18 protein-coding genes and 1 tRNA gene are annotated in these 20,683 nt (G+C 52.3%); 9 read left to right on the plus strand and 10 right to left on the minus strand.

Annotated elements, in window-relative coordinates; genetic code table 11:
- Positions 1 to 30 precede the first annotated feature (30 nt).
- Genes yidD through rpmH form a run of 3 tightly spaced genes read right to left on the minus strand, consistent with a single transcriptional unit; the run spans position 31 to position 853 of the window.
- The gene (gene yidD / locus GOV45_RS10195) at positions 31 to 267 is read right to left on the minus strand and encodes a membrane protein insertion efficiency factor YidD (protein WP_170477011.1); all 237 of its coding nucleotides are present in this window, start codon (positions 265 to 267) and stop codon (positions 31 to 33) included.
- Positions 264 to 689 carry a ribonuclease P protein component gene (rnpA, locus tag GOV45_RS10200; RefSeq protein ID WP_170477013.1) on the minus strand — a complete coding sequence of 142 codons (426 nt, stop codon included), beginning with the start codon at positions 687 to 689 and terminating at the stop codon, positions 264 to 266. The genes yidD and rnpA overlap by 4 nt, the downstream gene beginning before the upstream one ends.
- Positions 690 to 718: 29 nt before the next feature.
- Positions 719 to 853, minus strand: coding sequence for a 50S ribosomal protein L34 (gene rpmH, locus GOV45_RS10205; RefSeq protein ID WP_012177012.1), 135 nt, complete (start codon positions 851 to 853; stop codon positions 719 to 721).
- Between the two features lie 270 nt (positions 854 to 1,123).
- Between rpmH and GOV45_RS10210 the strand changes: the two genes are divergently transcribed.
- The 4 genes from GOV45_RS10210 to GOV45_RS10225 all read left to right on the plus strand — a co-directional run bounded on the left by GOV45_RS10210 (position 1,124) and on the right by GOV45_RS10225 (position 4,846).
- Entirely contained in the window at positions 1,124 to 1,882 is a 759-nt protein-coding gene (locus GOV45_RS10210) for a TVP38/TMEM64 family protein (protein WP_437436517.1), read from the plus strand.
- 3 nt (positions 1,883 to 1,885) lie between these two features.
- Positions 1,886 to 3,304 (plus strand): dihydrolipoyl dehydrogenase family protein, encoded by a 1,419-nt coding sequence (locus tag GOV45_RS10215; protein WP_170477015.1) that lies wholly within the window; start codon positions 1,886 to 1,888, stop codon positions 3,302 to 3,304.
- 18 nt (positions 3,305 to 3,322) lie between these two features.
- A complete protein-coding gene (locus tag GOV45_RS10220) occupies positions 3,323 to 4,705 on the plus strand; it encodes a sensor histidine kinase (protein WP_254447971.1) in 1,383 nt (460 codons plus the stop codon).
- A gap of 64 nt (positions 4,706 to 4,769) precedes the next feature.
- Positions 4,770 to 4,846: transfer RNA gene (locus tag GOV45_RS10225), tRNA-Arg, on the plus strand.
- Between the two features lie 250 nt (positions 4,847 to 5,096).
- On the opposite strand, the gene GOV45_RS10230 is transcribed toward GOV45_RS10225, so the two are convergent.
- On the minus strand, positions 5,097 to 5,453 hold the full coding sequence (locus GOV45_RS10230; RefSeq protein ID WP_170477017.1) for a hypothetical protein: 357 nt from the start codon (positions 5,451 to 5,453) through the stop codon (positions 5,097 to 5,099).
- Positions 5,454 to 5,625: 172 nt separating this feature from the next.
- On the opposite strand from GOV45_RS10230, the gene GOV45_RS10235 reads away from it, so the two are divergent.
- Complete coding sequence (locus GOV45_RS10235; protein ID WP_170477019.1) at positions 5,626 to 5,844, plus strand: hypothetical protein; 219 nt, start codon at positions 5,626 to 5,628, stop codon at positions 5,842 to 5,844.
- A 155-nt stretch (positions 5,845 to 5,999) separates the two neighbouring features.
- Here GOV45_RS10235 and GOV45_RS10240 read toward each other — a convergent pair whose 3' ends face one another.
- From GOV45_RS10240 to GOV45_RS10260, 5 genes are all read right to left on the minus strand, one after another.
- Positions 6,000 to 6,209: a hypothetical protein gene (locus GOV45_RS10240; protein ID WP_170477021.1), complete on the minus strand. Its 210-nt coding sequence runs from the start codon at positions 6,207 to 6,209 to the stop codon at positions 6,000 to 6,002.
- A gap of 1,406 nt (positions 6,210 to 7,615) precedes the next feature.
- A protein-coding gene (locus tag GOV45_RS10245) for an IS5 family transposase (RefSeq protein WP_170477022.1) occupies positions 7,616 to 8,373 on the minus strand; the annotation gives its coding sequence in 2 pieces (ribosomal slippage) (positions 7,616 to 8,037 and positions 8,037 to 8,373; 759 coding nt in all).
- 311 nt (positions 8,374 to 8,684) lie between these two features.
- Positions 8,685 to 9,686, minus strand: coding sequence for an alpha/beta hydrolase (locus tag GOV45_RS10250; protein ID WP_209509449.1), 1,002 nt, complete (start codon positions 9,684 to 9,686; stop codon positions 8,685 to 8,687).
- Positions 9,687 to 9,989: 303 nt separating this feature from the next.
- The gene (locus tag GOV45_RS10255; protein ID WP_170477024.1) at positions 9,990 to 11,642 is read right to left on the minus strand and encodes an aminoacylase; all 1,653 of its coding nucleotides are present in this window, start codon (positions 11,640 to 11,642) and stop codon (positions 9,990 to 9,992) included.
- Positions 11,643 to 11,688: 46 nt separating this feature from the next.
- Complete coding sequence (locus tag GOV45_RS10260; RefSeq protein WP_170469009.1) at positions 11,689 to 12,525, minus strand: efflux RND transporter periplasmic adaptor subunit; 837 nt, start codon at positions 12,523 to 12,525, stop codon at positions 11,689 to 11,691.
- Positions 12,526 to 13,299: 774 nt separating this feature from the next.
- Between GOV45_RS10260 and GOV45_RS10265 the strand changes: the two genes are divergently transcribed.
- The 3 genes from GOV45_RS10265 to GOV45_RS10275 all read left to right on the plus strand — a co-directional run bounded on the left by GOV45_RS10265 (position 13,300) and on the right by GOV45_RS10275 (position 17,675).
- Positions 13,300 to 15,633: a hypothetical protein gene (locus tag GOV45_RS10265; RefSeq protein WP_170477026.1), complete on the plus strand. Its 2,334-nt coding sequence runs from the start codon at positions 13,300 to 13,302 to the stop codon at positions 15,631 to 15,633.
- A gap of 346 nt (positions 15,634 to 15,979) precedes the next feature.
- Positions 15,980 to 16,630 (plus strand): hypothetical protein, encoded by a 651-nt coding sequence (locus GOV45_RS10270; protein ID WP_217362450.1) that lies wholly within the window; start codon positions 15,980 to 15,982, stop codon positions 16,628 to 16,630.
- 286 nt (positions 16,631 to 16,916) lie between these two features.
- Positions 16,917 to 17,675: a competence protein CoiA gene (locus tag GOV45_RS10275; RefSeq protein ID WP_170477030.1), complete on the plus strand. Its 759-nt coding sequence runs from the start codon at positions 16,917 to 16,919 to the stop codon at positions 17,673 to 17,675.
- Positions 17,676 to 17,830: 155 nt separating this feature from the next.
- Here GOV45_RS10275 and GOV45_RS10280 read toward each other — a convergent pair whose 3' ends face one another.
- Entirely contained in the window at positions 17,831 to 18,403 is a 573-nt protein-coding gene (locus GOV45_RS10280) for a recombinase family protein (protein ID WP_170477033.1), read from the minus strand.
- Positions 18,404 to 18,878: 475 nt separating this feature from the next.
- Between GOV45_RS10280 and GOV45_RS10285 the strand changes: the two genes are divergently transcribed.
- Positions 18,879 to 20,627 (plus strand): amidohydrolase, encoded by a 1,749-nt coding sequence (locus GOV45_RS10285; protein ID WP_170477035.1) that lies wholly within the window; start codon positions 18,879 to 18,881, stop codon positions 20,625 to 20,627.
- Positions 20,628 to 20,683: the final 56 nt, after the last annotated feature.

The following is a 20,683-nucleotide window of genomic DNA, read 5'->3' on the forward strand; positions in this document are numbered from 1 at the left end:
GGATCAACCGGGCAAGTGTGCGCTCTTTTTTCATTTGTCAGAATGCTTTTCTGGAACCGGGTCATAGCCGTTGCCGCCCCAGGGGTGACAGCGCCCAATTCGCTTGGCTGCAAGCCACGTTCCTTTGACGGCGCCGTGCTTTTCCAATGCCTCCAGAGCATAAGCAGAGCATGTCGGTTGATATCGGCAATTGAATCCGACCCAAGGGCTAAAAACAAGACGATAGGCGCGAACAGGCAGAGCGAGTAAATGTGCAAACAGAGTCATTTTTGCGCCCCGTGGAGTTTGCCCAATGCGCGTCTCAGATCGTCCAGCAACGCCGTAAACGGTCGGTCTGCGGTGACTTCGGCACGACCAATCAGTACGTAATCCCATCCGTCTTTGCCCAGTTGGGGCAAAACCTCACGCGCTGCTTCGCGCATCCTGCGTTTGGCTCGGTTTCGAGCGACGGCATTGCCAACTTTCTTCGAGCAGGTGAAGCCGACACGAATTCCCTCCGCCTCGCCCACGGTACGCTGGCGCGCTTGCACCATCATGGTCGGGGTGCCTTGTCTGAGTGCCCGGGCAGCTTTCAAAAAATCAGAACGTTTTTTTATTACTGAAAGATGCGGAGACGGAATAAAAGAAGCCGCCGGGGGCGTTTCCCCGGGTTGGTTTATACCATCCTCAGGGGCCTCCGGCGGCATCATATACGTTAGAACCTTATCAGTGGGCGCTACTATGCGCTCAGCGACTTGCGGCCGCGTGCGCGGCGTGCGTTCAGAATCTTGCGGCCGGCTTTGGTGGCCATGCGGGCGCGGAAACCGTGGCGGCGTTTGCGTACCAGGTTCGATGGCTGAAAGGTGCGTTTCATCGCTCCGTCTCCAATCTGTGCGGTCGGGTAGGTCGCGGATTCGCCTGCCCGTGGTGTTCGAAGCCCGTCCTCTACTGGCTAGCAAGCGTTAAGTCAAACCCTATTGCTCGTGTTTCTGTTCCCTTTTGCAACAATTTTTCATGCCGCTGTGCTGAAAGGTTTCAAAAACTGGTTTTTAGGTGAAAAACCCTCACAATCGTCGTCACATGGTTCAACGCCGCGTGAGGTCTCTGTTTCTGACCGCGTTGGCATCGCATGTTTGGCAGCAGAATGAAGCGATTTAAGGCGGATAGCCAGATGAGCGAAACGACGCAATCCCAGCGCAATGGGTTCCTAAGGCACGTCCCATTGATGGTTATCTTTGCCGTTGCCGTATTTGGGTTCTTTGTTCTGGGCGACTACTTGACCTTCGAAACCTTGCGCGACAATCGAGAGGCGCTGCTAGGATGGCGCGATACACATTATTGGTCGATGGCCACGGGATTCATGGTGATCTACATCGTTATTGTCGCATTTTCATTGCCCGGAGCCGCAGTCGCATCTATGACCGGCGGGTTTCTTTTCGGATTATACGCGGGCACAGTTTTCAACGTGGTCTCTGCGACAATTGGAGCGTCCGCTATTTTTCTGGCGGCAAGTTGGGGTTTGGGCGCTTCGCTGACCGCGCGGCTGGAATCTTCTGAAGGGGCAGTCAAAAAACTGAAAGAAGGTCTACGGGAAAATGAGATTTCAGTTTTGTTCCTGTTGCGGCTTGTTCCGGTTGTTCCGTTTTTTGTGGCCAATCTTGTGCCGGCATTGGTGGGCGTGAAATTCCGTAACTTCCTACTAACGACTGCGCTGGGCATTATACCGGGGGGAATCGTGTACACTTGGATCGGTGTCGGTCTGGGCGGGGTTTTTGATCGTGGTGAAAACCCAGATGTTTCACTTTTGTGGGAACCATTCGTTATAGGGCCAATCCTAGGTCTGTGTTTTTTGGCCGCTTTGCCAATCTTCATCAAATCTATCCAAGGCAAAAAGGACGCCTGACCCATGAAAGAACTTAAAACCGATATCCTGGTAATAGGTGCCGGGTCTGGCGGGTTGTCCGTAGCCGCCGGGGCAAGTCAGATGGGTGCAAATGTCATTCTGCTGGAAGGCAACAAGATGGGCGGGGATTGCCTGAACTACGGTTGTGTGCCCTCCAAGGCGTTGATCGCGAGTGGCAAGGCGGCAAATGCACAGACGCTTTCATCCGATTTTGGTGTCGCGAGTGTATCGCCACAAGTGGACTATTCCGCCGTGAAAGATCATGTCCACGACGTCATCGCGCAGATTGAACCGATGGACAGCCAGGAGAGATTCGAGGGTTTCGGCGTAAAGGTTATACGGGAATACGGGTCCTTTATCTCTCGGAGCAAAGTTCAGGCCGGAGGCTATGTAATCACCGCTCGTCGCACGGTGATTGCCACGGGGTCGCTACCCTTGGTTCCGCCTATCCCGGGGTTGGATCAAGTACCGTACTATACCAACGAAACTATCTTCGACTTGCGCGAAAAGCCCCAGCACTTGCTGATCATTGGGGGCGGCCCGATAGGTATGGAAATGGCGCAGGCGCATGTTCGGTTGGGTTGCAAAGTCACAGTACTGGAAGGCGCCCGTGCGTTGGCGAAAGATGATTCCGAAGCCGTTTCATTGGTACTGGATAATCTGTCCGCTGAAGGAGTGAATCTGCATGAGCAGGCGAAGATAGCGCAAGTCAGTGGAACAAAGGGCGCTATAGAAGTAATCGCGGAAACCGGTAATGTCTTCAAAGGCTCTCATCTGCTGTTGGCGGTTGGGCGAAAGACCAATATTGATAACCTGAATCTTGCAGCTGCAGGGATTGATCGGACCCGGACGGGGATCAAAACAGATGACACCCTTCGGACGTCCAATCGAAAAGTCTACGCGATTGGTGATGTCGCTGGTGGGATGCAATTTACCCATGTCGCCGGGTATCACGCGGGCATAATTATTCGATCGGCCCTGTTTGGTTTGCCCTCAAAGGCCAAGACATCACATATTCCATGGGCAACGTATACCGATCCTGAATTGGCTCAGGTCGGTCTGACCGAGGTGCAGGCCCGCACGCAGCATGGGGAAAGACTGGAAGTAGCGCGTTTTGATTATCACCACAACGATCGGGCCATGACCGAACGCAAGACAAAGGGGTTCATAAAGGTCATGGTGTTCAAGGGCCGTCCGGTCGGAGCTACAATTGTGGGTTATCAGGCGGGCGAATTGATCAACTTGTGGTCTTTGGCTTTGGCAAATAACCTGAAGATGAGCCAGATCGCCGCTATGGTTTCCCCTTATCCGACGATCGGAGAGCTTAACAAACGTGTCGCGGGTGCCTATTTCTCGCCCAGGCTGTTTGAGAATCAGTCGGTTAAACGTGTGGTCAGGTTCGTCCAGCGCTGGCTTCCCTGACTGGAAAAGGAGCGCCAATTGAATTCACTGTCCGGCCGTTTCCTGATCCTGACTACGATATTCGTGATGTTGGCCGAGATACTTATCTTTGTGCCTTCGATTGCGCGGTTCCGAGAGGATTTTCTGCAAAACCGGCTGGAGCGGGCCCAGATAGCGTCGCTGGCTTTGCTGGCGGATGATATGCTGGCAGAAGATCTTGAGGCCGAACTTTTGGCGAATGCCGGCGTCTACAATGTGGTCCTACGTCGTGACGAAGTACGCCAACTGATGCTGTCGTCACCAATACCGGAACAGATTGTCACAACGTTTGACCTGAGGGATGCAAGCCCCTGGGTCCTGATCCGGGATGCAATGGCTCGGATTTTCACGGCTGAAAACGAAGTTATTCGCGTCATCGGCGAACCGGTTAAGGGCGCTGGACTTCTGATCGAAGTCACCATCGACAGTACTCCGCTGCGCATGGCGATGATCGATTACGGGCTGCGAATTCTGGGTTTGTCTTTTGTTATTTCGATCATCACAGCATCGCTTTTGTTTCTTGCAGTCCGGGTGGTTTTGGTAAAGCCGATCAAAAGCGTCGTCGGCTACATGCAACGCTATGCCAGCGCCCCAGAGGATGCGCGGGGCATCATATCACCCAATTCCAAAGTGACCGAGTTGCGAGAGGCTGAAGAAGCCCTGCAAATGTTGCAAACTGATCTTACACAGGCCCTCAAACAACGAGAGCGGTTGGCTCAGCTTGGCGGCGCAGTAGCTAAGGTCAGTCACGATTTGCGAAATATTCTGACTTCGGCGCAATTGTTTACTGATCGGATTGAGGCAAGCGACGATCCGCTTGTTCGCCGTATGGCCCCTAAACTGGTGAACTCGATAACGCGAGCGGTGTCACTATGCGAAAGCACGCTGGCTTTCGGACGCGCAGAAGAGCCTGCGCCGACGCTGAATTTGGTGCGACTGCGCGACATCGCGGAAGATGTCGCAGCAAGTGAGCAATTGGCTGTCGCTGATGCTTGCGTCGAAATAACAAATGAAGTTCCCGAAGACCTGGTCGTACGTGCTGACCCTGAGCAGATATTCAGGGTGATCCTGAACCTTGTGAGAAACGGGCGTCAGGCGCTGGTTTCCTCAGGCAAACCTGGGAAAGTGACGATCACGGGTTGCGAATTTCAGGACAACTGGTGCATCGAAGTCCGGGATACTGGCCCCGGATTGCCACCCAAGGCACAAGAGAACCTGTTCACGCCCTTCCAGGGCGGCGTGCGAAAAGGCGGTTCAGGTCTTGGCCTGGCAATTTCGCAGGAACTGGTTCGAGGTCACGGTGGCGATCTTGTGCTGAAGGAAACCAGCTCTGAAGGAACCACCTTTGAAATAAGGCTTCCTCGAGGGGACGGGACTTTTTGAAAGATTTTTGAAGAATCGTCTTGCGCGTCTCCGATACCGGGTCTACATAGCGCCTCACCAATGCGGACCGATAGCTCAGCTGGATAGAGTACTTGACTACGAATCAAGGGGTCGGGGGTTCGAATCCTCCTCGGTCCGCCATTTTTATAAATTAAATCAATGGTTAATGTGGCGGTAATATAATGCCCTATCCGTCACCCTCGCTCAGGGTAACAACGGGGGTAACGAATCGAGGAAAATTCCTCGGTTTTTGACAATTTTGGTATTTTGCACGTAAGCGATCACATAAAGCTCTCGCGGTGGTATCAGGGACCACCCAGATATGATTTATTGACCCAAGAGTGACTAGATCATCTGAACTGGCGATCTGTTACTGCTTCTGCTGTTCTACCTAATCTAGGCGCACATAATATCCGCTTGCACTTTTGTCTGTTTCGCCTTCCTGACGCAATATTCGGAGACGAGAGGCGTTAAACATGATGTCACTGCAACTTCCTAATTCAATATCCCACCCATTCCAGTTATCGATCGGTTCATTGCTTAGGTCTGCCGGAGCGACCCAAATGAGTGTTGCATCGCCCTGCGTGTAGCAAACGCGATAAGTAACCCCCGGGTTATTTTCTCCGTGATAGATAATTCCGACCTGACCTGCTGGAAGATGCCAGCTGGCGCGCGCTTCTTCGGCCTGGGTGGCCTGGACTGAAGCTACAAACGCGATGGATGCAATAGCAGTGAAGTACTTTGCCATGTCGATTTCTCTCCCAAAAAATACCATTTCTTTGCAATTGCTAGAATAATACTTAGCCAAGCAAACATACCACAATCCGCTCCACCGATCAGTTACCGCCGAATTGGATGTACCCATTGTTTAAGTAAGGCTCCCATTTGAAAGCGCGGAACCACTACAACGCACGCCGAGAGTGCATATATCAAGCACATGCGACGTCGAAGTTTTATTGCTGGTATTATTGCGACGACCCTCGCAACGCCAGCTGTTGCCAAATCTAGGCGGAGACGTGGTCGCGATGGCCGGTCCGAAAGACAAACGCCCCGTCGCGGTAGAAACCAACGTTTTCAAATGGAACGAACCCCAAATGGTTGGCGCACTGCTGCAGTCTTGGCGTTGGGCACCATCCTAGTCTTTGACAGCGGGGAGGAGTGCCAAGTTGTGGAGGTATGGGACGGCTATTCGTGGTGTGAACCACTTTGACAGAAAGGCATCAATCGAACGAGGGCAGTGACTATAGCACTGTCGCTCAAGTAATCTGCTGGGCGCTACTTAAACCTGGGTCTGCTAACCTAGTTCCGATAATTTATCCTCGGCGTGGGTCGGCGCTTCACCAATATTAGTCCAGCAGCCATCTTTGACTTCATCCTCAATAACAACCGACACGGCTTCCAAATTTTTTGGAGATACGTCATCTTCCAGCACCCATGGGCCAGCCTTCGCGCTAGCAGGTATCGCCATAGCTGCCGCTAATGCGAATGGTATTATTCTAAGCATAGTTTTGTCCTTCAAATGTGTTGCCCAATATGTGGGGCCGCACACTCAAAACCGCTTTTGAATAAAAGCCATTTTTGAAGTGGAGTTGCGTTTTGCTGGCCGAAAACAACAAGCCCGCGATGCCGAGGGGCTGAACGGGTAGCTGTTCAGCCCCTCTCGTGGGGGTCATCGGAAGTGGAACTTCCCGGCTTCACTTGTGAAAACAAGAAAGTCCACGTTCCGTAAACAATCAATTTATATTGTTTCTCAAATGGAAACAAAATTATTTTGGAACCGCTCTTTCGCCACACCTAATGTGTGCAGTTCCCGTGACCGCATTTAGTCAAGCCATAGCCCTCACCATCCCTGATAGGCCAATTCCTTCAAACATTCCGCAAACGAACTGTTTCCCTGAGGTTAACAGTGAAGACATACAGTGGGTCATTGTCCGCCAAAACGATCCGCGAAACGCAGTAAATTCGATCAAACCCCAATTTCGTTTTCCGCCATTTTGAACAAGCGCTAATTTGTTCCGGTAAGTTGTAATGAGTTTTGTGTTTTATCTGAGTGTTCGGGAATTTGAGCTACACACCTGGCGCTCCGCAAAAAACCCCACGCCTCCTGTCCCTCCGAAGCGGCGGCGTGGGGTTTTTATTTTCAGCGTTGACCTCTGTGAGAACAAGAGTAGAACATTTGCTATGCGCAAATGGCCACGCACAATCCCATACCACCTAAAATGCAAGCTGGAACAGCAGCAGGAATATCGCTCCAAGCCTAGTTTGCAGGATCAGTGGGCGACGGTGCTTGAATGGTTAGAGACGCACGGTGTGGAAGCGCCCGCGCATCCATTGCCCAGGGAACCGGAACTGGGTGGACCGCCCGGGCATACATAGAAACCCGCGCTGCCAATTTTACAGGGGACAAGGTGGATTGTTCCTTAGAGATGGTATTCAAATTGGGATGAAAAGCTGCCGACCGCGTTTCTGAACATTGTACTTCGCTGAAACGTCTGTTGATCGAAGTCAATGCGAAGCCCGCCAACTAGCTTACCTTTGAAAAAAGGCGAGCATTAACTTGGTTAGAACCATGCAGATCAGTTCACAGAATAAGTTCCACTCTTAGGAAGTTCAGGCAACTGAGAGGGTAAAAGATATGGAATATTTTTTGGTTATTACGGCTGTAGCCGTTTACATCACAATATTGGTTACCCTAGCGCGAGCAAAAAACCGTCGCGTGTGGGTTTGGCTATTATTTGGCTTGATTTTTCCAATCGTCGCCTTGGTTGTTCTTATCTTTGCATACCCGCTCGCAAATGACGGGGAGCATGAAAGTGGTCTTTCTTGACAAAATGCTTACATTCGCACGCCCTCAAGTGGCATCGGAGTGCTTTGCAAAACGCCTGAGCAGAATACTCTTAGGGTCTGGACTCATAACCAAAACAATACCGTTGCCGCGAGGGCGATGGCAGACAGGAAGATTATAGGGCACCTGTCATAGCGTGTCGCGACCCTGCGCCAATCCTTCAGCCGTCCGAACATGTTCTCAATCTTGTGACGGCTTCGATAAATCTTGGTGTCATGTGGGATGATGTCTTTGCGGTTACGGCGGGATGGGATGCAGGGTTTGATGCATCTTTCTTTTAATTCTTCGCGGAACCAGTCAGCGTCATAGCCGCGATCCGCTAACATCCAGTTCGCCGCAGGCAGTGAAGGTAGAAGCGCCCGTGCACCGATGTAATCGCTGACGTTCCCGGCTGTCAGGAATAGCTGGATTGGACGACCCAACGCATCGGTAACGGCATGCAGCTTGGAGTTCATCCCACCCTTGGTGCTGCCAATCAGACGGCCACGCCCCCTTTTTTAAGCCCCATACTGGAAGCTGTTCGGTGGGTCTTCAGGTGGGTCGCATCAATCATTAGCGTGCCTGTTGCATCTCCTTGAGCGGCCAATTCCGTCAGGATGCGTGCAAAGACGCCCATCTGGGACCATCGAGCCCACCGATTGTATAGCGTCTTGTGTGGCCCATAATCGGACGGAGCATCCCGCCAACGCAGGCCATTACGAATGACGTGAATGATGCCGCTGAGAACGCGGCGATCATTGACCCGCACAACACCACGAGGCTTCGGGAACAGATGTTGAATGCGTTTCAAGTGTGCTTCGTGAAGCCAGTAAAGATGCGACATGAACAATCCCCCTCTCGCTGTTGAATCACGAAGCCACAATGAATGGAATCAGCCACAGCAATGTCTGCTCAGCAAGGAACACCGGTCATCCGCCAAAAACCGTCAGATGACAGCACTGAGCCCAATCCGGAAGCACTTCGGTGCTGATGCTCGCAAATGCAGCAATCCGAGCGCCAAAATTGCTAGCCGCGTCGCAGAGAGAAAAGCGGCCGTTCGTTCACGGCGCAGCGAGATTTGCAGCATCTATTTCCGCTCTGCGGACTTGGCTGCCATTTGGATGGGCAAGGTCAGAGAGTTTTGCTCGTGACGAGTTAGTTCCGGAGATGTTCCGCGAAGAAGCTAAGCGCACCCTGAAAAACCGACAAACGTTCACCCTTGCTAGTCAACGTGGAGGCGCCCGAGGGGTAGAAATGCCCGTGTGACGGAACCCACGACAAGATGTACTGGGCGCCAATTTCATCAAGTTTGCCAAAAAGCGGAACTAGTTCCGTCTCAACGACTTCATAGTCAAATTGAGCCAAATGGAAAAGAGCTGGCGGAACCTCCGTTTTGTCCGTCAGCAACCGATCCATGTCGAACACCGACGGGTAACCAGAGTTTACGACGATTGCCGCCACATCCTCTTTCATCCCGTAGGCAACATTAACGGTCGTCACCGCCCCGGCCGAGAAGCCAAGTAACCCAATTCGCTCAGGATCAACGCCGAAGGTATCACTCTCCGCCTTGACATAGCGGATGGCTTTCCGGAGGTCTTCAGCCGCAGCGATAACCGCATTTTTCATGATCGGTACGACGGTTTCTTGGGTCACGTCTTCCAGACCCATCTGGCGCCGGATAATGTTTGCCTGAGTGATCGCAGCCTGCGATTTGAAAAACTCCACGTCGAGATCATCTTCGGTGAAGCCTTCGTAAGGAGCAATCACTGGATTGTCCGGCGCGACGCGGTACGTGATTGTGAAGCAAACGTACCCTTCAGAGGCAAATCGCTGTGCATACTGGCTCATCGTCGTGGTCTGCGCGCCAATACCGACGTAGGGAATGCGTGGATTGCCGCGGTGGAAGCTGCCTCCATAGGTCAGAATGATCGCCGGGCGCGGACCAGCCGTCTCTTCGAGTGGATGATATACGTCCATCCACAATTCCTTGACGCCTTCCTGGCCGTCGGTGAGCACTGCACCGTGGCCAAAGACCACTTCGGTCTCAACTCTGTATTGCACCACAGAGGGGGAGCCATCTGTGTAATAACTACCCTGAGCCAACGCGCAGTTACTTCCTATGAACGCAAGCACAAAGGCGAAAATCGTAAGCTTCATTTCAATGGCTCCGTGGTTTTGTTGCCGGTGACATTGGAATTCCGTAAATCATAGATGGAGCCCGCGTCAATTCTAAGCGCCGCGGCAGATGCATGGTCCGCTCTGGGCTCCGAGCTGCCTTGCGGCAATGCGGCGGGTCAAGCTGCGCCCCATTCCCTAAAGCAGACATAGCGAAAACCAAGATAATCTGGCGTTTACATCAGCTTGGCCGAATACGCCGACATTCAGCTTTCGGAAGCTGTCGATCGCACAAATCGGACTAACCGACCGCACCGAGCCCAACACAGACGTTACAATAAGCAGCTAGTCGCCTTCGCCGAAACCCGGCCCGGTTCCATCCAAAGCTGCGTCCTGAAGTGTGAACGTTTCCTGCCAGACTTGTGTGTCGACCGGTTCATGCCGTGGTTGGTTTTCTGGTGGAAAGCGCATTGGTTTTCCAGGCAACGCACCTGTCGCCGCACCGTCCCGTTTTACGAAGACGCCGTTGACGACCACATGAGGCATGCCGCGAGGAGGCAGCCCCTGGGTGCCGCTCTGATAATCCGATCCAGGACCGACAGTTTCAGGGTCGAAGATGACGATGTCTGCTGCCATACCCTCTTGCATACGACCGCGCACGTTTAGGAACTCCACCCCGGTAGCCCCCATATGATAGGCGGGCCAATAACTAAGCTGCGACAACGTAAACATGAGCGGCACGCCTTCCTCACGCGCGAGCTTGAGAACGGTCGAATGTGAACCCGAGGTGCGCGGGTGCCCGGCGAACAAGAGCGGATCGCCACGCAATCCCAAGTCTTCCGTGTACCACATGCTGTCGCTGCCCACGACCATGTTCGGCACTCGGAGCCATTGCGGCAACCACTCCTCCCTCGCGGGATTGAAGACGATCACAGTGCGACCCGGATCGTCTTCTGCGACCTGTTTGTACTCTTCAATCGTCAGGAATTGGTCCTGACTTGGGTCGTACATAATGTCTTCGTATTTGAGCCCAAGGGCAGCGATAGCGTCCGGGGTTAGCTGATCAGAGGCGATCGAGGTGGAGCCGGCTGTATAGGGGTAGTACTCGGCCCACATATTTAATCCCTTGGCGCGCGCCATCTGGAGTTTCTCTTCTATCTCCCACCAGCCATAGTCGTTGTTGTGGCTGTAGAGGAGAGGAGCATCGAGTAAGAAAGCGTTGGTGAAGACTTCCGCAAAGCCAAGCGGAGCTTCCGGGTTCGTCGCCGAGGTATGAAACCGGCCGTGTACCCCCGTGGCCCGTCCGTAGCGGGCCGCCGTGCGTTGCAACTCAAACTGTTCATAAGTGCTGATACCAACGCCCGCGTACCCAACCGTCGAACCTGCACACAGCCCCCCTTCTTGCAAGCCTTTGTCCACGATTTGCATGATCCGGTTCATCTGTTCGACGCTTGCGCGAGTAACAGACCAATCCGCAACACCGTCTTCTGAACTCGACAAAGCGCGCAATGCGAACAAGTTCGAAGCGTCGACGGGCACATCAATCTCAAGCTCGTCCATGACGACCATGCGGGCGATTTCATGCGACACGCAGGTGCCGTAGTTCATCGGCCAAGTGCTTTCTTCGCGGGAATACCAGTCGGCGATGTTGATGGCGCCAACTTCGCTGTCATAGGCTGTCGTGACACCGTCCATCATACTCATGTTGATGGCATACTTCTGACTGGAGTGTGTGTGGCTATCAATAAAACCCGGCGCCACTACATGCGCAGTGGCATCCACGGTATCTTCGCCTTCAATTGGAGCGGTCGTAATTTTGACAATCCAGCCGTCGCTGATCCCGACATTGGCAATTTGGTCAAAGCCTGTTTCAGGGTCCATGACACGGCCGTTCAGAATAACCAGATCATAGGTGTCAGCCGAAGCCCCCGTAGTCATTTCACCTTGAATTATGCAACTGGCGGTCAGGGCCATGGCGCTCCAAAATAACTTCGACATCTCAAACACTCCTCTTCTACAATTCGCTTTCGGGAGGGTGCACACCCTAGTTTTCATAGCCCGTAACAACGACGTCCATTCCCGGTCTCAACACATGCTCCGGATTTGGGAAGGCCACCAAGACCGCCGCTTCATCTGTGTCGGGGTTCAATCCTATGCTCGCCGAGATAATTCGTCCGGTATGGGGGAACTCCGTCCCATCCGGGAGTTCCAGCCGCACAGTAATTGATGCATGTATTGCCGTTTCATCTTCTCCTGACAATACGCGCTCCATAACGCGATCTATTGGAACGGGTGCGCGTACATGGATCGGATCGAGCTGTACAAGTGTGGCAACTTCCCGGCCACGATTGATATTCACATTAGCGTTTTCACGGTAGTTGGGCGATGTCATCTGCCCGCTGAACGGCGCGTAAAGCTTTTGCGCAGCTAGCAAAGATGCCGCCATGTCACTCTGCACGCGTAGTGTCTGTGCGGAAGCTTGCGCAGCTCGCAACGCGAACAAAGCTTCCTGATATTGAGCCTCTGAAACAGTTTCGCGGTCTTTCAGTTCTTGCTGCCGTGCAAAATCTTCCTGAGCTTTTTCAACTGCGACCAATGCTTCATTCAGTTGCGCTTCTGCCAAGGCAAGCTCCAACTCTTTGAAGCCAGTATCGAATTCAACCAACAAGTCACCCTTCGCAACGACTTGTCCTTCCACAAAATGCAACCGGTTGATTTTATTGCTGACTTCGGCTGAAACGTCCCATGCCCGCGCGGGTACAACAATTCCTTCAACAGTTGATGTCACCTGCGCTGCGGAAGTCGGTGGGAAAGCAAATCCCGCAGTCAATAGGATCGGAACGATCGCTAGCAAAGTTTTTGCCCGCCTGCCGAAAATCATATCTCCCCTCCAGGTACTATTCTTCTTTTTTATCACGATATTCTGTCACAGAGTTTGGAACGCAGACTTGACGTGTGTCAAACCGCCGTAGCTGCTGTCCCACCGGAAAAGTAGACCACTGCTTAAGTCTGTTTTGTCCGCATGTGAGACATTGGACGTAGGTGCAGCGAATGGCAGGTTTGGATTTCAGCCTGTTTCACGCCTTTGAATGTCAGGTTTCGGGAAAACGTGCTGCGTTGCCGCGTTAGGGTCCGAAAACAGGACGTCGTGTTGAAGCGGATTTCGCTGCAACGGCGACCGGCGGAAAAGTCCGCATAGCAGTCGTTCATTCCAGGCGATACGAAAGTCCGCTTTCTTTCTTCTTCAAGAATGTGAAGTCGGTGAACTTGAGTTCACTAATTGCAAATCAGTGGTGTCCGCGTGGATTGTTTCGCGCATGCGGTAGCAGTTCGTAGCTTTCCAGTTTCGCCATATCCAAAAAGTACTGTGGTTTCCGTCGAGGGGCGGCCCGAACTCACCTCCGTTTTGTCCGCCGGAATTTGTTAGACGGACGCCCACTTAATCCCAAGGTGCCAGACGTAGTGGTTGCATCACATCGCCGCTAAAACCAGTACCGCAAAACGAACAATCAACCGCCCAAAAATTACTTCAATTCATTGTTCATTTGTCGAACAAAACGCAGTGAAAACTGGAGAGCGGAATGGTTAAAAACGACATTTTTATCAGCGTGTTGGGAAGTATTTCTGGCTCGAAATATCCCGCGATGGGTGAGCTATGAAAGCTGAGAGCAGCGTCGACTTTGATCTTCCGCCCGACGCAATTCTAGCGGGCATAGGACTTCTGGATCGTCAGTCTCTCTGTAGTCTAATTTCAATCCTGGAAAGCGTTGATCTACTCAGCCTGATAAGGCAAACCACAGATAGCGTTGCGAAAAGCCTGCAACTGTCCGATGCGGACGATGCCCAAAGAGTTCGTGCAGCTACGGATGCATTGTATTGCTCATCGGTTTCAACGCCGACTTTGAGACATCGACTTTGGTACAGAATTTCTCAAGGTTTGTCCGTGTCATCCGAGACACCATATACCACAAAGTCGGCTCACAGGTCCTCTGCTGCAATAGCGGTACGTACTTCGGAGCGGCTTTCACCAGAACTTCAACGTCGACGTCAAAATGCTGCGCTAAATCTAGAGGCTGCTGGAATTGTCGAAAAGGCGACTGCAGCTGCAAGTTCGATAATGGAAACCGCAAGGAATGCCGTGTCAACGAGCGATCCATTACCGTTCGCAGAGATTGCGTCGGAAGAGTTCTTCGACTTCATCAGTGATGAAAACACTTTTGAAGAAATCACGAAGATTACAGACTTAGATACGAAGGAGGCGCTCGGACGAGCTCGAATGCAGGCGCAGGCTGCCGCGGCTGGTGGCGCAGGTTGGGCCGTTTTCGCTGGAGTTGTCGCGAACAGCGGGTTTGCGCCTTACATCCTGGCTGCCAAAGCGAGTGCGGTGATACCGCTTGTGAGTGGTCCGGGTCTTGTGTCCCTTCTAGCGGTAATAGTTAATCCCGCGACACTTTTGGTTGGTCTTGGTGGTCTTGCTTGGATTGGAGCTGGAAAGTCGACGAGCGCGGCGCGTAGTCAGGTGGCCGCAAGACTTTGCGCAATGCTGGCCATGCGGGGAAGCCAGGATACTGACTTCGGCGTTCAAAAATTCATCGCTGACATGCGTTCTAGCGCGAATGGAAAGTCTACTGAGTTCGAACATCTCGACAAATCCGCAAAACACCGGATGCGAAAGCGGATCGCGGAGATTGAAAGTACTCTAGGCGGTCCAATGCCAGCACCGGCTGGAACGCCGCCGAAGCCGTGGAACGAAAGTATATACTCTGCCAAAGAAAGTACAGATTACGCTGATCTCGTAGATGCGGCAGCAGTTGCCACACTGACAACAGGTCAGCTCCTTTGGCACGCGGTTGCAATGGATCGGAACGTGCTTCGTGCAGCTGACTTTTCGAGGAATATCAATCTCGACAACCCACTGGCTTTCGCTGCAAGCGCGCATGAGTTCGCGATGCGGGGCGCACAGATTTCCTTAAGGGGATACACAGCCGAAAGGCTTGTTATGGATCAGCTGGTCGCAACCGGGCACGATGTTGTGATGCCAATCAACAGCAATATGCCCGGTTTTGACTTGCTGGTCGATGGTTGTGAAATTCAGGTGAAATGCGGGGAAACACTGAGTATTCTCACCGACCACTTCGCAAAATATCCGGGCATCCCTGTTATCGCGAATAGCGAGCTCGCAAAAAGAGCATGGGAACAAGGTGAGGAATGGGCAAGCCTCGTGACGACACTACCTGGTTTCGACTTGAGTGTTGTCGAAGGAAAGGTCGCGAAGGCGCTCGACCACGCTTTGGACCTTGTTGATTTAGATGTTCTGTTTTTTGCTTTCGCTGTTGGGCTGGTTCGAGGTGGAGTGGAGGTTTGGCGCGGTGCAATTCCGTTAGAGGACCTTCCTGCTTGGATGCTGATAGACGGAGTTGCACGAGGTGGTTTGGGCCTGGCTGGCAACACCGGTGGTACTGCGATTGGTTTGCTAGCGATTGGACCTGCGGGTGCCTTAATTCTTGGTCCGGCATTCGCTTGCGCTGCGCTAATGGGAACGGGAACAGCTCGAGACAGTATAGCCAGTTTGTTTATGCGGGAGTGGCACCAAGAGCGAAAAAGGTTGGCTGCGGAGCTGCATGCATCGCTTCTTTCTGCCCTGGAAAGGAAAATCCGAACACTTTCTAAACGGCAGTCACACTTGCCTTCCAGCGTGGAAGAGGAAACGAAGGAAGTAGCCATTTGGATGCAGCGAAAGGGATGGGATGACGTAGTTTCTGCAATCGAAGAAAAGGCAGAGATATCCATACCGCCTAGCGATGAGTTTGAGACGCTTGCCCTTCTTGTGGAGGCTTCTCGCTTGGCACCGGCAGATACAAAGGTCCTAATTGCACGTGGAAGATTGGAACGGCACCTGCAGTCCAGACCGAGCCTAAATGAAGCAGTGTTTAAAAGTCGTCTGCCTCAGCTTCCCTCATACCCTTTTAGCTATCCTAAGAAGGGTTAGTCGGGCCTCGCAATCTGAACTTTTGTTCAATCGTTAAGGTCAGTGAACTCGAATTCACTTGTTTTCCACCCTGATGCTGAAGGACAGTTATTCCCGTTGTCTTTATACAATTTGAGTGAACCCAAGTTCACTGGCAACAAATGAACTCGTGGACTGCCAGTCCTTATCCAGTGAACTCGAGTTCACTTGACCGACTTGAATTAGCTCGCAATGGTCGAGCTTTGGAGACCAAGAGTAGTGCCGACTTCGAACTACCCCCCGACGCTAACTAAGCTGGTCCCACTGACGGGGCGTAGAAGCGAGAGATGAGAATGCAACGGTACAATGGACCAATGGAATAATTGCGATGAAAGGCATGATAACGGCGGTTGAGATGTCTCAGTCAGAAGGCATTGACCCTAAGGATTTTCGTAGCGCTCTGCGAGCAGCAAACTTCAAGTGGCATTCCCATAATGATCGGTGGGTCGTTCCTATCGGCAGCTCACAACATGAAGACATGCTACGCGTCTTGTCGGAGTTGACCAAGAACACATCGCAGCACGCAAGCACTGTCAGTGCTGGTTCGGTTCGTCCAAGTGCCAGGCAGGCATCAAACAGCGATGAGGCGTGGATCATAGACCTATGTGACAAGGCACTTGGAAAAAAGGCAATGCGGCAACACCGCTTCCCGTTTCTACTCGGTGATCCGGGGTCGTCGGGACGGAGAGTGCCACTTCCCGTAGATGCGTACTACCCAGACTTGGCGTTGGTGATTGAGTATCACGAAAGGCAGCATACCTCCTCTGTTACCGTCTTCGACAAACGGAAAACGGTATCCGGCGTAGGAAGAAGAGAACAGCGAAGGCTTTATGATAAGCGCCGCCAAGAGGTGCTGCCAGAGAACGGGTATGAACTGATCGTGTTCGACTACTCTGAGTTCAAGCACGATAGAAGTGGCCGCCTAATCAGGGACCCCGATGCTGAGACAATTGTCGCGAACCGTCTCAGCGGTTTTTGAATTCGCCTTAGCCACTGATTGCTCCATACACTTTGGGACTTTCTCCAATGAACTCAAGGTCATCGGACAGCCGCGATTGCCTAACTTAGAACGATCGACTAGCATCAGGTTATAAGGCGGCCCCTAAGAGCCCTTCAAATAACCGGCGAGCGACGAAGTCTTAAACGCCGAAGAGAAGCAAGAACAGCGTTGGCGATCGCCTTCAAGCCGTCCTTTCAACTTTGCTCAAACCTCGGCGCTGGCGTGGTGCCGTGCGCCTGTAGCTTTCTGTTAAAGAGGATAGAACATGCAATTTGCAATCGTTGACGGACGACGCAGCCAACCGGAACCCGGTCTAACTGGCTTATGCCCCGGCTGCAAATCGGACATGGTCGCGAGGTGCGGCCCGGTCAGGATTTGGCATTGGGCGCACAAGGGTATGCGTCACTGCGATCACTGGTGGGAGAATGAGACAGAATGGCATCGTCGATGGAAAAACAACTTCCCGAGCGATTGGCAGGAGGTCATTCATTTCAGTCCATCGAAAGAACGCCATATCTCGGATGTGAAGACCCGGTACGGTTTGGTAATTGAATTCCAACATTCGCGGCTTGATGCTCAAGAACGCGTGTCGCGCGAGGATTTCTACAAAAAGATGATTTGGGTGGTGGATGGAACCAGGCGAAAGCGCGATCACAAACGCTTCCGATCGGGGCGCGGGGATTGGCGCCGAATACGACCAAACACTCCGCTATTTGCTTCTCCTTTTCCTGAGAACTCCCTCCCGCAGGATTGGATAGACAGCAAAGTACCTGTGCTGTTCGACTTCGAAAGTTCGAACGAAAACCCTCCTGAAGTGGCTCAGCGCCTGTGGTGCCTCTTGCCGGGCAGAGCGTCCGGCCAAGCCGTGCTTTGGCGTATGGAACGAGCAGCCTTCGTCAAAGCAGCGTCAACAGGCAAACTAGACCTCAACTGGGAAGCGGGCCTGAAGCAGTCTATAGAAGCTACATTGCGCCGGCAGAATGCCCGCATCAGTATGGCACTTTCGAGGCGATCGCGCTTCTAGTTTTGCGGCAGTTTGGCGGACCGGTTCAAAGCTCTAGACCTAGGTAGGCACAGGGTTTCTTCCTAACCTCCTCCAGTGTGGCTCTCAGTCGGTTTAACTCGGCGTGTTACGAAGACAACCCCGGGGCGTATCCTGGCAAACCAGATTAATTTGCCTCATGCGACCTCTGTCGTCTCCAGTTCGCGAAGTATGCGATACACCGAGGCCCGACTTATGCCCAGCTTCCTAGCGATTTCAGTTGCTCCTGTTCGCGCTTCATGTAGATCAACAACTTCCTTTGACTTGGCCTTGGCAGTCGGCTTTCGACCTTTGTACTTCCCTGCAGCTTTTGCTTTAGCAATCCCTTCCCGCTGGCGCTCAAGCATTATTTCACGCTCAAATTCGGCGATGCCGCCGAGAATTGTAAGCATCAGCTTGCCCGTCGGCGTGCCTGTATCGATGCCCATCCCCAAGATGCGGAGCGTCGCGCCCTTGGCCGCAAGCGTATCCAAAATTTCAAGAAGGTGCGGGACCGAACGCGCCAACCGATCCAGTCTTGTGACGATCAGCGTGTCACCCTCGCGTATGAACTCCAAGGCGTCCGCCAAACGCTGTCTGGCTTTTACGTCAATAGAAGATACTTGTTCTTCGAAGACCTTATCACATCCCGCTTCTGTCAACTCTAGCATTTGAGCTTCTAAACCGGCTTTCTGGTCTACCGTTGATGTTCTTGCGTATCCGATGAGCATACAATCACTTGTTTCAATAGGATTTAAAACATAGTGACACGTAGTGTTTCAAAATTCAACAGCAACCCTATTGATACAAGCAGATATCGTGCGGTGGGTGTTTCACTAGGCCAAGCCCTATTGGAAACAACATTCTTAAAAGCGAAGCGGACGTTCATACAAAATGCAGCGAATAACTGCTTCGAGCCCAAAGTTGCCAGTGGTGCTCAGGGCACGAAGGTCTGCGATGCGCAGAAAGCGGACTTTGCAAATTTACGAAAACTGCCCAAAAGAAACTTCCTTACACCCACACCATCTGAACTTTAGCGGTTCGCTGAGTGGTTGAGAAAATCGGCCATTTCGCTCTGTGTCAGTGACCTTTTGACCGTCTGGCTGCTGAGCCCTCTGACAAGGAGTGAGGCGAAGAAAATTTATTTGACATGCAGACATTATGTTTCATGCTTTGATTAGTCTTTTCTTCGGGTTGGGAGTGCGAATGATGAAGTGGATGATGATAGCAGTCGGTCTATTGACCTCTTTCGCCACAAACTCTGTAGCCCAAACCGCTGATACCGTCTTATTGAATGGCAACATCTACACTATGGATGCATCACGGCCTGAGGCTGAAGCAGTTGCTATTATGGGAACGCAAATCTTCTACGTTGGTTCCGATGATGGAGTCCAATCCCTGATTGGAGAAGAAACAAAAGTCATCGACCTTCAGGGACAAACGGTGCTGCCGGGCTTTGTCAGCGGCCACGAACACCTTGTCGCATCAGGGTGGACGCAATTGGGTGTCCAATTGGGCTCTGGTCAATCCAAAGAGGATTATCTCACTTTAATTAAAGAGTACGCGGACGCCAATCCCGAAGAGGAGTTTATCCGTGGCATTGGATGGAATGCGACTCTGATGGGCGGTGAGTTCACGGCTGCCGATTTGGATGCGATTGTACCTGACAGACCCGTGTTCCTGCAAGATTACACCATTCATGACGCATGGCTGAACACCAAAGCTATGGAAATGGGAGGCGTGAACAAAGACACTCCCGACCCAGTTCCGGGTTTGATCTATTTTGTAAGAGATGACGAGGGTAACCCAACAGGCTACGCGAAAGAATTTGCGTGGATGGGGGCCTATGTGGAATCTGGTGCATGGCAGCCAGATACGATGATCCCAGAGAGCCAAACAGAGCTTTATGATTTGGCCGCGAGATTTGGCTACACCACCTACATCAACCAAGGATTGGTTACACCAAATATCAAGTCTCAGGCGAAACACTACGATGACACCCGAGTGGCGCTGGACATCCTGCAAGCACAAGCTGACGAAGGCACACTCAAGCTTCGTACCTTGATGATGACCCTTGTCAAAGGCGACGATTTCGATGCGGACGAGGCGGTTGCCAATACTTTGGAGCTGAAGTCTTCATTCGACAACGATGACGTTCGCGTGCTTGGAATTAAGATACACCCGGAAGGGGTTCACACAAGCCATGCATCGGTCATGCTTGAGCCGTGGCTGGACCTGCCTGAAAAAACGGCAGTGCGAGGTGTATCGGCTGCCCTAACAGATGAAATTGTCCTCAAAGCAAACGCAGCCGGACTTGACGTCTCTGTGCATGTTGATGGCTCAAAAACCGTTCGCGAAACTGTTGACTCATATGTCAACGCTCAGAAAGCTGGATACACCGAAGCCCGCAATTCGCTTCAACACTTAGCTTTTGCGCATCCAGATGATATTGAACGCATCATACAGCACAATATCCTGTCCAATATCACCCCGATTTGGGGCACGACTTGGGGCGGTGGGCTTGACGGTGCCATGGAAATTATGGGCCTCGAAAGGACCGTTTCCGAATTTCAACGCATCCGTACTTTGATGGACGCAGGCGCACCCGTCAGTATAGGCGCAGACGTTCCCAGCACCGATCCTAGCCTCATGGGTGTACTAACCTTATGCGAAGCAGCCGTTACACGGCGCGATCCGTCTAATCCGGACGATGATCGTATCTTCCCACCAGTATATCAGGCTCTCACGCTCGACCAATGTATATACGCCGCAACGCTTGGTGGTGCGTATGAAGCGAGGATGGAGGACAAGATCGGAAGCTTGGAGTTTGGCAAGTATGCCGACCTGGTTATTCTAGAAGATGACCTTTTCTCGGTGCTTCCTTCTGATATCGCGGATGTGAAGATAGTAGCCACGATGAAGGGCGGAGTATTCACACATGAAGATGGTCTTTGAAACGCGGGAATGAACGTGCCTTTGGAAAGTGGGCCAGTGCGATGAACTAGGCTGCA

This window comes from Ruegeria arenilitoris (assembly GCF_013035425.1).
GTDB lineage: Bacteria > Pseudomonadota > Alphaproteobacteria > Rhodobacterales > Rhodobacteraceae > Ruegeria > Ruegeria arenilitoris_A.

Coding starts and splice junctions, on each gene's coding strand:
- GOV45_RS10280 (WP_170477033.1), bottom strand. CDS start 18,403: ATGCTCATCGGATACGCAAGAACATCAACGGTAGACCAGAAAGCCGGT.
- GOV45_RS10230 (WP_170477017.1), bottom strand. CDS start 5,453: ATGGCAAAGTACTTCACTGCTATTGCATCCATCGCGTTTGTAGCTTCA.
- GOV45_RS10285 (WP_170477035.1), top strand. CDS start 18,879: ATGATGAAGTGGATGATGATAGCAGTCGGTCTATTGACCTCTTTCGCC.
- GOV45_RS10210 (WP_437436517.1), top strand. CDS start 1,124: ATGAAGCGATTTAAGGCGGATAGCCAGATGAGCGAAACGACGCAATCC.
- GOV45_RS10260 (WP_170469009.1), bottom strand. CDS start 12,525: ATGATTTTCGGCAGGCGGGCAAAAACTTTGCTAGCGATCGTTCCGATC.
- rnpA (WP_170477013.1), bottom strand. CDS start 689: ATGATGCCGCCGGAGGCCCCTGAGGATGGTATAAACCAACCCGGGGAA.
- GOV45_RS10255 (WP_170477024.1), bottom strand. CDS start 11,642: ATGTCGAAGTTATTTTGGAGCGCCATGGCCCTGACCGCCAGTTGCATA.
- GOV45_RS10265 (WP_170477026.1), top strand. CDS start 13,300: ATGAAAGCTGAGAGCAGCGTCGACTTTGATCTTCCGCCCGACGCAATT.
- yidD (WP_170477011.1), bottom strand. CDS start 267: ATGACTCTGTTTGCACATTTACTCGCTCTGCCTGTTCGCGCCTATCGT.
- GOV45_RS10270 (WP_217362450.1), top strand. CDS start 15,980: ATGAAAGGCATGATAACGGCGGTTGAGATGTCTCAGTCAGAAGGCATT.
- GOV45_RS10215 (WP_170477015.1), top strand. CDS start 1,886: ATGAAAGAACTTAAAACCGATATCCTGGTAATAGGTGCCGGGTCTGGC.
- GOV45_RS10250 (WP_209509449.1), bottom strand. CDS start 9,686: ATGAAGCTTACGATTTTCGCCTTTGTGCTTGCGTTCATAGGAAGTAAC.
- rpmH (WP_012177012.1), bottom strand. CDS start 853: ATGAAACGCACCTTTCAGCCATCGAACCTGGTACGCAAACGCCGCCAC.
- GOV45_RS10275 (WP_170477030.1), top strand. CDS start 16,917: ATGCAATTTGCAATCGTTGACGGACGACGCAGCCAACCGGAACCCGGT.
- GOV45_RS10240 (WP_170477021.1), bottom strand. CDS start 6,209: ATGCTTAGAATAATACCATTCGCATTAGCGGCAGCTATGGCGATACCT.